At 68.4% G+C, this 12,228-nt stretch carries 10 protein-coding genes; 4 read left to right on the top strand and 6 right to left on the bottom strand.

Going from position 1 to position 12,228, the window contains the following annotated elements:
• Window positions 1–45: 45 nt before the first annotated feature.
• The gene (locus AC1D2O_RS22285; RefSeq protein ID WP_478086487.1) at window positions 46–219 is read left to right on the top strand and encodes a hypothetical protein; all 174 of its coding nucleotides are present in this window, start codon (window positions 46–48) and stop codon (window positions 217–219) included.
• Between the two features lie 3 nt (window positions 220–222).
• Here AC1D2O_RS22285 and AC1D2O_RS22290 read toward each other — a convergent pair whose 3' ends face one another.
• Entirely contained in the window at window positions 223–1,197 is a 975-nt protein-coding gene (locus AC1D2O_RS22290; RefSeq protein WP_478086488.1) for a LysR family transcriptional regulator, read from the bottom strand.
• A gap of 109 nt (window positions 1,198–1,306) precedes the next feature.
• On the opposite strand from AC1D2O_RS22290, the gene AC1D2O_RS22295 reads away from it, so the two are divergent.
• Entirely contained in the window at window positions 1,307–1,852 is a 546-nt protein-coding gene (locus AC1D2O_RS22295) for a hypothetical protein (protein ID WP_478086489.1), read from the top strand.
• Between the two features lie 85 nt (window positions 1,853–1,937).
• Here the strand turns inward: AC1D2O_RS22295 and AC1D2O_RS22300 are convergent, their stop codons facing one another.
• From AC1D2O_RS22300 to AC1D2O_RS22310, 3 genes are all read right to left on the bottom strand, one after another.
• Window positions 1,938–3,785 carry a phosphoenolpyruvate carboxykinase (GTP) gene (locus tag AC1D2O_RS22300; protein ID WP_478086491.1) on the bottom strand — a complete coding sequence of 616 codons (1,848 nt, stop codon included), beginning with the start codon at window positions 3,783–3,785 and terminating at the stop codon, window positions 1,938–1,940.
• Between the two features lie 212 nt (window positions 3,786–3,997).
• Window positions 3,998–4,150: a hypothetical protein gene (locus AC1D2O_RS22305; protein WP_478086492.1), complete on the bottom strand. Its 153-nt coding sequence runs from the start codon at window positions 4,148–4,150 to the stop codon at window positions 3,998–4,000.
• 128 nt (window positions 4,151–4,278) lie between these two features.
• Window positions 4,279–5,478: a threonine ammonia-lyase gene (locus AC1D2O_RS22310; protein ID WP_478086493.1), complete on the bottom strand. Its 1,200-nt coding sequence runs from the start codon at window positions 5,476–5,478 to the stop codon at window positions 4,279–4,281.
• A gap of 120 nt (window positions 5,479–5,598) precedes the next feature.
• On the opposite strand from AC1D2O_RS22310, the gene AC1D2O_RS22315 reads away from it, so the two are divergent.
• Both AC1D2O_RS22315 and AC1D2O_RS22320 read left to right on the top strand, forming a co-directional pair.
• Window positions 5,599–7,920 (top strand): ATP-binding protein, encoded by a 2,322-nt coding sequence (locus AC1D2O_RS22315; RefSeq protein ID WP_478086494.1) that lies wholly within the window; start codon window positions 5,599–5,601, stop codon window positions 7,918–7,920.
• 56 nt (window positions 7,921–7,976) lie between these two features.
• A complete protein-coding gene (locus tag AC1D2O_RS22320; protein WP_478086496.1) occupies window positions 7,977–9,539 on the top strand; it encodes a S41 family peptidase in 1,563 nt (520 codons plus the stop codon).
• Window positions 9,540–9,758: 219 nt separating this feature from the next.
• Here the strand turns inward: AC1D2O_RS22320 and recQ are convergent, their stop codons facing one another.
• Window positions 9,759–11,651, bottom strand: coding sequence for a DNA helicase RecQ (gene recQ / locus AC1D2O_RS22325; RefSeq protein ID WP_478086500.1), 1,893 nt, complete (start codon window positions 11,649–11,651; stop codon window positions 9,759–9,761).
• A 100-nt stretch (window positions 11,652–11,751) separates the two neighbouring features.
• Window positions 11,752–12,213 carry a PaaI family thioesterase gene (locus AC1D2O_RS22330; RefSeq protein WP_478157922.1) on the bottom strand — a complete coding sequence of 154 codons (462 nt, stop codon included), beginning with the start codon at window positions 12,211–12,213 and terminating at the stop codon, window positions 11,752–11,754.
• Window positions 12,214–12,228 lie beyond the last annotated feature (15 nt).

Consider the following 12,228-nt stretch of genomic DNA (forward strand, 5'->3'; position numbering starts at 1 on the left):
TGATTCATCGTCAACTTGGCGCCGCCCGCTGGGCAGCGCACCATCATGTTTCAGCTCATGGCCCTCGTGGCCCGTTTTCTCCGCCCGGCCGACAAGGCCGTCGATGACAGTCCGGCCGCCATCCTGATGCAGAGCGCCGACCGCCGCGCCGGCCTCGATGCCTATCAGGCCCAGGAACTGCGCGCCGCCGCCAGCGCCTGGCTCAGCGTCGTCCGCTGACCGTCAAGCCGCCGGCTCGCCCGGCGAGCCGGAGAACGCCGCCCCCGCAGCGCGCAGCAACGCCTGCCGCAGCCATCCGTGGGCGTGCGCATGCTGGGCGCGCCGATGCCACAGCGCATCCACATGCACCAGCGGCTGGTCGAACGGAAGCTCGCGCAGCACCAGGTGATCGTCGATGCCGGTCACGCGCGCGAAGTGCCGCGGCATCACCGTCAGCAGATTCGAGTTGGCGACCACCCGCCCGGCCGTGAAGAACTGGTTCACCGTGACCACGATGCGCCGTTCGCGCCCCATGGCGCCCAGCGTCTGGTCGATGAAGCCGTAGGGCCGGCCCGAGAAGCTCACCAGCAGGTGGCGCGCGGCGCAGTAGCTGTCGAGCGTCAGCGGCGCATCCGCCAGCGGATGGCCGCGGCGCATCACGCACACGTACTGCCCCACGTAGAGCCGCTGCGTCTCGAAGGGCGCGCCGACGCCGGACTGCCCGCGGGCGGCCAGGCTGGCGATCACAGCGGGAAAGTAGCCGATCGCGACGTCGACTTCCTCCTGCTCCAGCATCCGCCGCGGATCGCGCGTGGTCAGCGGCAACACGCGCAGCGACACCGCCCGGGCTTCCTCCTCGACGATCCCGATCAGGCCCGGCATCAGCTCGGCGGCCGTGGCGTCGGCCATCGCCAGCAGGAAGCTGGTGTCGGCGGTCCCGGGATCGAATTCACCTGGGGCCAGGGTGTGCTGCAGTTGTCGCAGCGCGTCGCGCACCGTGGGCCACAGCGCCAGCGCCCGCGGCGTCGGCTCCACGCCTGCGCCAGCGCGCCGCACCAGTTCGTCTCCAAGCACTTCGCGCAGCCGACGCAGCGCATTGCTGACCGCGGGCTGGGTGATCGACAGGTTGCGGGCAGCGCGCGTGAGATTGCGCTCCGCCATCACCTCGTCGAACACGCGAAGAAGGTTCAGGTCGAGCGTGCGAAAGTTGACATCCATAAGTGATGTGAATGATAAACATCAACAGGATAAAGTGGAAAAACACTAGGGTAACCCCTAATATCAGGGCATCGGCTCCGGCCTCTCGTCCCCTTTCAGGAGGAACACCATGACCAGCTTCATTCACGTTGACAAGCCCGCAACCCACCCCGGCATCGTTCGCGCCGAGGCGGCGTTCGACCGCGTCCGCGCCGCCCGCCGCGGTTTCGATGGCGCCCGAGGCCTGGCCGCGTTGCTGCTGGCGGCCATCGTGTCGTCCCTGCTGGTCGTCGCCGACCGGCTGATGACCGTCACCGACGAGGGCGGCCTGATGCTGGCCTGGGTGGTGCTGTGGGGCGTGGCCTTCGTCGGCCTGGCGCTGTTCGCCGGCACTGCGCGTTCGCTGGCTGCTCGCGTCATCGCCTCCACCCGCGGTGCCGCCAAGCGGCGCGCGGCCGAGCGCGCGGACGAGCAGTTCCTGGCCTACGCCAAGCAGGACCCGCGCATCCTCAGCGAACTCAACGCCATCGCCACGCGCCAGCAGGCCGCTGAGGTCGAACTGCCCGCCGCCGGCAAGGCGCGTTCGCTGGAGCGTGTGGCTCAGCGCTCCGCCGACGTCCGCGTCCCGACGCTCCATGAAGCGATGCGCCGCGTGAATCTCGGCCAGTACTACTGATCGATTCGCCGGCCTTCGGGCCGGCTGCATGAAATGAAAAAGCCGCCCGAGGGCGGCTTTTTCATTGGCGGCGAGAGGCTCAGGCTCAGGCCGCGAGGCGCTTCTCGATCGCCGCCTTGGTGGCCGGCAGTTCCTGTGGCAGATGGTGCGCCAACTGCTCGAACAGCTCGGCATGCAGCTTCAGTTCGGCCTGCCAGGCGGCCTTGTCGATGCTGGTGACGGTGTCGAACTGCTTGGCGCTGAAGTCCAGGCCGGTCCAGTTGAGGTCCTCGTAGCGCGGGCTGACGCCGAACACGTGTTCGCTGCCTTCGGCCTTCTGCTCGATGCGGTCGATCATCCACTTGAGCACGCGCATGTTCTCCCCGTAGCCGGGCCAGACGAACTTGCCGTCCTCGCCCTTGCGGAACCAGTTGGTGGTGTAGATCTTCGGCAGCCGGGCGCCCGAGGCCTCGAGCTTCTTGCCGAGATCCAGCCAGTGCTGGAAGTAGTCGCTCATGTTGTAGCCGGCAAAGGGCAGCATCGCGAACGGATCGCGCCGCACCACGCCCTGCTGGCCGGCGGCCGCAGCGGTCGTCTCCGAGCCCATCGTCGCCGCCATGTAGACGCCTTCGACCCAGTTGCGGGCCTCGGTCACCAGCGGCACGGTGGTCGAGCGGCGGCCGCCGAAGATGAAGGCGTCGATCGCGACGCCCTTCGGGTCGTCCCAGGCCGTGTCGAGCGCCGGGTTGTTGATCGCGGCGACCGTGAAGCGGGCGTTCGGATGCGCGGCCTTGGCGCCGGTCTCCTTGGCGATCGCGGGCGTCCAGTCCTTGCCCTGCCAGTCGATCGCGTGCGCCGGGGCTGCGCCCATGCCTTCCCACCAGACGTCGCCGTCATCGGTCAGGGCCACGTTGGTGAAGATGACGTCGCGGTCGAGGCTGGCCATGCAGTTCGGATTGGTCTGCATGTTGGTGCCGGGCGCGACGCCGAAATAGCCCGCCTCGGGGTTGATCGCGTGCAGCTTGCCGTCGGCGCCGGGCTTGATCCAGGCGATGTCGTCGCCGATGGTCGTGACCTTCCAGCCGTCGAAGCCGGCCGGCGGGATCAGCATGGCGAAGTTGGTCTTGCCGCAGGCGCTCGGGAAGGCCGCGGCCACGTGGTACTTCTTGCCGGCCGGATTGGTCACGCCGAGGATCAGCATGTGCTCGGCCAGCCAGCCCTCGTCGCGGCCCATGTTCGACGCGATGCGCAGCGCGAAGCACTTCTTGCCGAGCAGCGCGTTGCCGCCGTAGCCCGAGCCATAGCTCCAGATCTCGCGCGTCTCGGGGTAGTGGACGATGTACTTGGTCTTGTTGCAGGGCCAGGCCACGTCCTGCTGGCCGGCTGCCAGCGGCGCGCCGACCGTGTGCACGCAGGGCACGAACTCGCCGTTGTCGCCGAGCACGTCGTACACGGCGCGGCCCATGCGGGTCATGATCTTCATGTTGACCGCCACGTAGGGGCTGTCGGACAGTTCGATGCCGATGTGCGCGATCGGCGAGCCGAGCGGGCCCATGCTGAACGGCACCACGTACATCGTGCGGCCCTTCATGCAGCCGTCGAACAGCGGCTGCAGCGTCGCGCGCATTTCCGCCGGGGCCATCCAGTTGTTGGTCGGGCCGGCGTCTTCCTTCTTCGCGGAGCAGATGAAGGTGCGGTCTTCGACGCGCGCGACGTCGCTCGGGTCGGAAGAGGCGAGGAAGGAGTTGGGGCGCTTGGCCGGGTTGAGCTTCTTGAGGGTGCCGGCCTCGACCATCAGCTGGCAGAGCCGGTCGTATTCTTCCTGGCTGCCGTCGCACCAGTGGATGCGGTCGGGCTTGCACAGCGCGGCCATCTCGGCCACCCATGCGATCAGCTTCGCGTTCTTGACAAAGGAGGGGGCCTGCATGGCGAGTCCCTTCAGTGGTGCGTTCATCGTCTATCTCCGAAGTTGAAAATCGTCTTTTCGAACGGGACTCGACGCCATGGGGCGGGCGAAGTCCGTTGGAAAAAACGCTTCCGTCTAGGGAGGAGGCTGGATGGAAGCCCGGGTGGACCAGGGCGGGTCGGCACTTGGGCCACCCCCTGGATCTGAGGCAGGTCGCGCCGGCACGGGGACACGGGGTGTCCGCGGGGCGACCGCCGGAATCAGGCCATGTAGATGGCGATGGAGGCCAGAAGGAGCATCAGCACCCCGCCGACGAGGGGCAGCACCAGGGGCATGAGAGGGACGATCGACTCGACCGCGTCGGGTTCGACGGCAACTGCATGGCCGGGCTCGTTGGGGGTGGGATTGGACATCGGGATTCCTTGGGTTCTCAAGACTCCGGCCATTTTACCGTTGGGTCCGCCGGCCGCGGTCTAGGGGGTTGCCAGACCCAGTGGTCGGGCTTGGCCACCGCCGCGGATTCAACGGCGTCGGGCTGAATTCAACGCTGCTCTGCAGCCTCGAATCCCGCTTTGCGCAAGGCATCCAGCACGGCCGCCAGATGCTCCCGCCCACGGGTCTGGAGCACCAGTTCCACATCGACGTTCTGCGCCGCCAGCATGGTGAACGCGCGTTGGTGGTGCACCTCATCGATGTTGGCGCCCGCTTCCGCCACGGTGGCCGTGATATGGGCCAGGGAACCCGGGACGTCGCGCGCACTGACGCGCACGCGCGCGAGCCGGCCGGCCCGCACCATGCCGCGCTCGATGATCGCCGCCAGCAGCAGCGGGTCGATGTTTCCGCCTGACAGCACGAGGCCGACGCGCTGGCCCCGGAAGCGGTCGGGATGCCGGATCAGCGCGGCGAGTCCGGCCGCACCCGCGCCCTCGACCAGCGTCTTCTCGATCTCGAGCAGCATCAGCACCGCCTGCTCGATGTCTCCCTCGTCGACCAGCAGCAGGTCGTCGACCTCGCGGGCGATGATTTCGCGGGTCAGCACGCCGGGCGTGCCCACGGCGATGCCTTCGGCGATCGTGCTCGTGCCCTGAGGGTGGTGGGTGCCCTGCACCGCATTCACCATGGCCGGGAAGCGCGAGGTCTGAACGCCCACGATGCGGATGTCCGGCTTGCGCGCCTTGGCGGCGACCGCCATGCCGGCGATCAGCCCGCCGCCGCCGACCGAGACCACCAGCACATCCAGGTCGGGCACCGCATCCAGCATTTCGAGCGCCAGCGTGCCCTGCCCGGCGATGATCGCCTCGTCGTCGTAGGGATGGACGAAAGCCCGCCCCTCGCGCTCCGCGAGCGCCAGCGCGTGCGCGCGGGCCGCATCGAGCGTGTCGCCGTGCAGCACCACCTCGGCGCCGAATCCGCGCGTGCGTTCGATCTTCACGCCTGGCGTGAAGCGTGGCATCACGATCAGTGCGCGCAACCCGAGGCGCTGGGCGTGGTAGGCCACGCCCTGGGCATGGTTGCCGGCCGACATCGCGATCACGCCGCGGGTGCCGGCCTCCGAGAGGTCGACCAGCTTGTTACAAGCGCCGCGTTCCTTGAACGAGGCGGTGAACTGCAGGTTCTCGAACTTGAGGAAAACCTGGGCGCCGACGATCTCGGAAAGGGTGCGCGATTCGACGCAGGGGGTGTCCAGCACCTGTCCCTGAAGGCGGACGGCCGCGCGTTCGATGTCTTCGATTCCAACCATCGGGTGGATTGTGGACGGAATCGCAACATGAGGGTATTTCGTGCACTTAGGCTTCCCGAAGCCAAAACTCTGCGCTATGGTCGCTTCCAGATTCACCCGCTCCTAGCTGGAGGTTGTCCGATGGTCAAGCGTTCCGGTGTCGATGTGGTGGCCGCGGCTTCGCGCGGCCACGCATTGCCATCGCCCGGACTCAAGGAAGCGCCGGTGCTCGAACTCATGTGTTCGCACTTCGTGCTGACTCTCGCGGCCAAGCAGGGCCCGCGCTTCAATGTGCGCCGGGACCTCAATGGGCTGCTCTCCCTGACCGGCCGCCACCTGGTCTGGCCGCTGCCGGTGCTGCAGCGGCTGCGCGAGTTTCTGGTGCGGCGTTGCGTCGGCAACGAGATCTGGAAGGGCGTCGAGGCCTACGACGGCCGCACGCTGCTCGATCGCCATGGCGTCTGGCGCGGCCCCTACGAGGAAGGCACGCTGTTTTTCTACCTCGACGAATACGCCAAGGACCAGCCCAAGGACCTGCTGTCCGTGCTGTCGGTGACGCGCGACTGGCTCACCCATGCGCTGCGCAAGCAGTCGACCCTGGTCGAGAAGAACATCGACGCGCTGGCCGGCCTGCTGCAGCTCAACAAGGCCGAGCGCGCGCTGCTGCTCTATGGCACGCTGGCGCGCTACCAGCGCGATCTGCGCTCGCTGCTGGTCGAGTTCAAGGTCAACAACGCGCCCGAGGCCTATGCCGCGATCGCCGAAGTGGCCGGGGTCAGCGCCAGCGAGGTGGGCGAGGCGCTGCGCGCCGGGTCCCGGCTGGAGCGCATCGGTCTGGTCGAGAACCTGATTTCCGAGCACAACATCACCGACCTGGCCGATCTCATGAAGGTCAGCGAGAAGCTGCCGCCGGTGCTGATGCGCGAGTACCGCGATCGCAACGAGCTGATGGCGGTGTTCACGCGGCCGTCCGCCAAGAGCGCGCTGTCGGTCCATGACTTTTCCTTCGTGCTGGACGATACGCAGATGCTGGTCACCCTGCTGCGCGCCGCGGTCGGGCGCAAGGAGCCGGGCGTCAACGTGCTGCTTTACGGCCCTCCGGGCACCGGCAAGACCGAGCTTGCCAAGGTCGTCGCGCAGGCCGCGGGGCTGGAGCTGTTCGAGGTCGAGTACGCCGACCGCGACGGCAACTCGCTGTCGGGCCGCGATCGCTACCGCTCGCTGCAGATCGCGCAGGTGTTCCTGAAGGGCAGCGAGCAGGCGGCCCTGCTGTTCGACGAGGTCGAGGACGTGTTCCCGCCGATCAGCACCGAGGCGGCGCAGATCATGGCGCGCGCCGAGCAGATCCCCTCTCCCACCAGCGGCAGCGTGAGCGGCAAGGCCTGGGTCAACCAGATCCTCGAAACGAACGCGGTGCCGACGCTCTGGGTCACCAACCGGATCGAGCAGATCGATCCGGCCTTCCGGCGCCGCTTCGCCTACCACCTGGAGCTCAAGTCGCCGCCGCCCGGCGCCCGCGAGCAACTGGTGCGCAAGACGCTCGAAGGCGTGGCGGTGTCCGAAGCCTTCACCGCCAAGCTGGCCGGGCGCAAGGGCCTGACGCCGGCGCAGATCCGGACCGCGGTGCGTTTCGCCGAACTGGCGATGACCGACGGAGGGTCCGTCGAAAGCCTGATCGAGCGCCAGCTCAAGAATGCCGATCTCGCGCTCGGCACGGCCGATGGGCTGGGCGCGCGCCGCAGCGTCACCACGTATGACCTCGAGATGCTCAACGTCGAGACCCGCTTCGAGATCCCGCGCATCGTCGAGGCGCTCAGGGCGCGCGGCCATGGCACCATGTGCTTCTACGGCGCGCCCGGCACCGGCAAGACGGCGCTGGCGGAGCACATCGCCAAGGCGATCGCGCGGCCGCTGATCATCAAGCAGGCGAGCGACCTGATGAGCAAGTACGTCGGCGAGACCGAGCAGAACATGGCGGCCATGTTCAAGGAAGCCGAAGCCGAGAAGGCCGTGCTGCTGCTCGACGAGGCCGACAGCTTCCTGCAGGACCGCCGCGGGGCCCAGCGCACCTATGAAGTGACCGAGGTCAACGAGATGCTGCAGGGCATGGAGCGCTTCGACGGCATCTTCGTCTGCACCACCAACCTGCTCGACCGGCTCGACCAGGCCGCGCTGCGCCGCTTCACCTTCAAGATCAAGTTCATGCCGTTGACCGGCGAGCAGCGCGAGCGGATGTTCGTGACCGAGGCGCTGGCCGGCGATGCGAGCCTGATCACCAGCGAGATCAAGCTGCGGCTGGCCAGGCTGCCGCAGCTGTGCCCGGGTGATTTCGCGGCCGTCAAACGCCAGACCGACATCCTGGCGGTCGAGTTCTCGGCCGCCGAGTTCCTGGACCAGCTCGATGCAGAGCACCGGATCAAGCCCGAAGTGCGCGAGTCGCGCGGGATGGGCTTCGTCCAGTAGACACCAACACAGAAAGAGCGCCGGATTTCTTCCGCGCGCGCGAGGGAGCGTGATCGATGAGGGGTGGCCGGAAGATGGGCGCGGGTCGTCGCGCCATGGGTGCCGCAGCGCTGGCTGTGGCGGCATTGCTCGGTGCATGCGGTGGGGGCGGAGGTGGTGGCGCGACGTTGCCACCGGCTGCGCTGTCGGCGCCCACGCCTGCGGCGCCGGGCGACGATCCGATCGTGGCTTCCGCCAGCGTCGCCGGCCAGTGCGCCGCGCCGCGCTTCGGCGTCGACCCGGACACCGGGGCCGCCTTCCCTGACCGCAGCGGTTCGCTCGCCACCGAGAAGCGCTGGGTCCGCGCGTGGATCGACGAAACCTACCTCTGGTTCGCCGAGGTGCCGACCACGCTCGCGGCCGCGGACTACACCACGCCGATCGCGTATTTCGGCGTGCTCAAGACGCCGAACCTGACCGCTTCAGGCAAGCCCAGGGACCGCTTTCATTTCACAGCCGACACGGCGGACTATCGAGCGCTGTCGCAGAGCGGTGTCGAGGTCGGCTACGGGCTCGAACTGGCCTTCCTGAGCGCCGCGCCGCCGCGCGACATTCGCGTGGCCTTCGCCGAACCCGGGTCGCCTGCGGCGCAGGCGACGATCGAGCGCGGCCTCAAGCTGGTCGAGATCGACGGCATCGACGTCGTGGCCGGTGCCGACGTCGGCGGACTCAACGCCGGGCTGAGGCCGGCGCGCGAAGGCGAGACCCATAGCTTCAGGCTGCAGGCGGCCGATGGCAGCCGTCGCCTGGTGAGCCTGACCTCGGCCCGCATCTCGCGCACGCCGGTGCAGAGCGTGCAGGCGATCCCCACCGCCAGCGGCCCGGTCGGCTACCTGCTCTTCAACGACCACCTCGCGACCGCCGAATCGCAGCTGATCGCGGCCGTCGACCAGCTCAAGGCGGCGTCGATCTCCGACCTGGTGATCGACATGCGCTACAACGGCGGCGGGCTGCTCGACGTGGCCAGCGAACTGGCCTACATGGTCGGCACCCCCGGGGCCACCAGCGGCAGGCTGTTCGAGCGGCTGCAGTTCAACAGCAAGAATCCGTTTCGCCTGGCCCTGCAGCAGACGATCATTCCGTTCCACGCGACCACGCGCGGTCTCTCGACCGCTGCGGGGCAGCCCCTGCCGCAACTGGGCCTGTCGCGCGTCACGGTGCTCACGGGGCCGGACACCTGCTCGGCCAGCGAATCGCTCGTCAACAGCCTGCGCGGCGTGGGCATCGTGGTGAACCTGGTCGGCGGCGCGACCTGCGGCAAGCCCTATGGCTTCTATCCGCAGGACAATTGCGGCACGACGTATTTCGCGATCCAGTTCCAGGGTGTGAACCAACAGGGTTTCGGCGACTACGGCGACGGCTTCGCGCCGACCTGCGCGGTGGCGGACGACTTCGGCCACGCGCTGGGCGATCCGGCGGAAGCCCGGCTGGCGGCCGCGCTGACCTTGCGCAGCACCGGTGCCTGCCCAGCCGTGGCTGCCAGCAAGGCCGAAGTCATGCTTGGCAAGGCCGAGGCCGCCGGCATTCCCTACCTGGTGCGCTCGCCGCTGCGTGAGAACAGGATCGTCACTCGCCCATAGCTCGGCTGGCGTAGCCAGGCCCGTTGGTGAAACACCGCGGAACCGGCTTCGCCGGGCCGCTGGTGTTGCCCCCGGTAGGGGGTGGGCGGCTACACGCAGTGAGCCAACCTGGGGGCGAGCAACATAACACCGCGGAACCGGCTTTGCCGGGCCGCTGGTGTTGCCCCCGGTAGGGGGTGGGCGCCCGGACACGAAGTGCCGGGCAACCTGGGGGCGAGCTTAGAAAGCTCTGCAGACTCGGAGGACGTCTTCGCCGTAGGCTTCAAGTTTTTTGCTGCCGATGCCGCTGATGCCCTGAAGATCCTCGAGCGTGGCCGGTGCGCGTTCGGCGATCGCGGCCAGCGTGGCGTCGTGGAAGATCACGTAGGCCGGCAGGTTGTGCTCGCGCGCGACTTCGGCGCGCCAGGCCTTGAGTGCCGTGAAGCGGGCCTGGCCGGACGCGTCGAGCGCTGCGGAGGCGGGCGAGGGCGCGCCGCGAACCGACTTCTCGCGCCGCGGCTTGCGCTCGGCCGGCGAGGAGACCGACTCGCGCAGCATCACCTGGGTCTCGCCCTTGAGCACGGCGCGCGAGCCGTCGGTGAGCTGCAGGGTGTTGTAGGCCTGGGCGTCGACCGACAGGGCGCCGGTGGCGATCAGCTGGCGCAGCACGCCGCGCAATTGCGCTTCGCTGAACTCCGCGCCGATGCCGAAGGTGCTGACGCTCTCATGCCCGAACTGCTTGACCTTCTCGGTTGCCTTGCCGCGCAGGATGTCCATGATGTGGCCGGCACCGAAGCTGATGCCGCTTTGCTGCTGCACGCGGTAGATGGTCGACAGCAGCTTGCGCGCCGCATCGGTGCCGTCCCAGACCCGGGGCGGCGTGATGCAGTTGTCGCAATTCCCGCAGGGCGTGCTCTTCTCGCCGAAATAGCCCAGCAGCCGCACGCGCCGGCAATCGCTGGCTTCGGCCAGCGACAGCAGGGCGTCGAGCTTGCCGCGCATCACCTGCTTGAATTCCTCGCCGGCCGGGCTCTCGTCGATCATGCGGCGCTGGTTCACCACGTCCTGCAGGCCGTAGGCCATCCAGGCATCGGCCGCCGCACCGTCGCGGCCGGCGCGGCCGGTCTCCTGGTAGTAGCCCTCGATGTTCTTCGGCATGTCGAGGTGGGCGACGAAGCGCACGTCGGGCTTGTCGATGCCCATGCCGAAGGCGATGGTGGCCACCATCACGATGCCCTCGTCGCGCAGGAAGCGGTCCTGGTGCTTCTGGCGCACCGCGGCATCGAGGCCCGCGTGATAGGGCAGGGCGTTGACGCCGGCATCGCGCAGGGTCTGGGCCACGTCTTCGACCCGTTTGCGCGACTGGCAATAGACCACGCCCGCATCGCCCTCGTGCTCTCGCTCGATGAAGCGCATCAGCTGCGTGGTGGCTTCCTTCTTCTCGACGATGGTGTAGCGGATGTTGGGCCGGTCGAAGCTCGAGACGAACTGGCGCGCCTCTTCGAGCTGCAGCCGCTCGACGATGTCGGCCCGCGTGAGCGCATCGGCAGTGGCCGTGAGCGCGATGCGCGGCACGCCGGCATAGCGTTCGTGCAGCACCGTCAGCGCACGGTATTCGGGCCTGAAGTCGTGGCCCCACTGGCTCACGCAATGGGCTTCGTCGATCGCGAACAGCGCCAGCTTGCCGCGCTCCCTGAGCGAATCCAGCTGCGACAGGAAGCGCGGCGTGTTGACACGCTCGGGCGCCGCATACAGCAGGGTGATCTCGCCGCGCAGCATGCGGCGCTCCACGTCCTGGGTCTGCTCCCAGTCGAGCGTCGAATTGAGGAAGGCGGCGTCGACGCCGGCTTCGTGCAGCGCGCCGACCTGGTCGTGCATCAGCGCGATCAGCGGCGACACCACCACGGTCACGCCGTGGCCCGCACGCTGGCGGGCGATGGCGGGGATCTGGTAGCACAGCGACTTGCCGCCGCCCGTGGGCATCAGCACCAGCGCGTCGCCGCCGGCCACGACGTGATCGACGATCGCCTGCTGGGGACCGCGGAACTGCGCGTAGCCGAAGATCTCGTGGAGGATCAGCTGCGGATCGTCGGCGCCGGACGAAGGCGCGAGCGCGGAGACGGAAGAGGCGATGGGCAAGGCGGACACGGTTCGGCGGTGGATGAAGGGCGGCCCGCCAGCCTCATGGCGGCGAGCCGGACGTCATTGTCGCTTGGCGGCGCGCCCGCGGCCGTCAGGAATGGATGTTTTCGCGGCCGAAAACGGCCATCAGCGTGCAGGCCATGGTGGCCACCAGCTTCTCGCGGCCCTCGTCGATCGCGTAGGCATGGCCCTCGCAGACCGTGACCGTGCGACCCGGCTTGACCACGCTGCCGACCATGCGGAAGGTCTGGCCCTTGGCGGGCGCGAGCAGGTTGATCTTGTATTCGATGGTCAGCACCGCGGCGTCGGCCGGCATCAGCGTGAAGCCGGCGTAGCCGCAGGCCGAATCGAGTGCGGTCGCCACCATGCCGGCGTGCAGGGAGCCGTGCTGCTGGGTCAGGCCTGCGGCCCAGTCGAGTTCGATCGCCACGCGGCCCGGCGCGATCTCGCCCAGCCGCGCGCCGATGGTGGCCATGGCGCCCTGGCGCTCGAAGCTCTGGCGCACGCGCTGCGCATAGTCGGGGTCCTGGGCGATGAAGGAAGTGGCTGCCATGAGTGAATTGACGTT

The sequence above is a fragment of the Variovorax sp. P1_G12 genome (genome assembly GCF_056405555.1).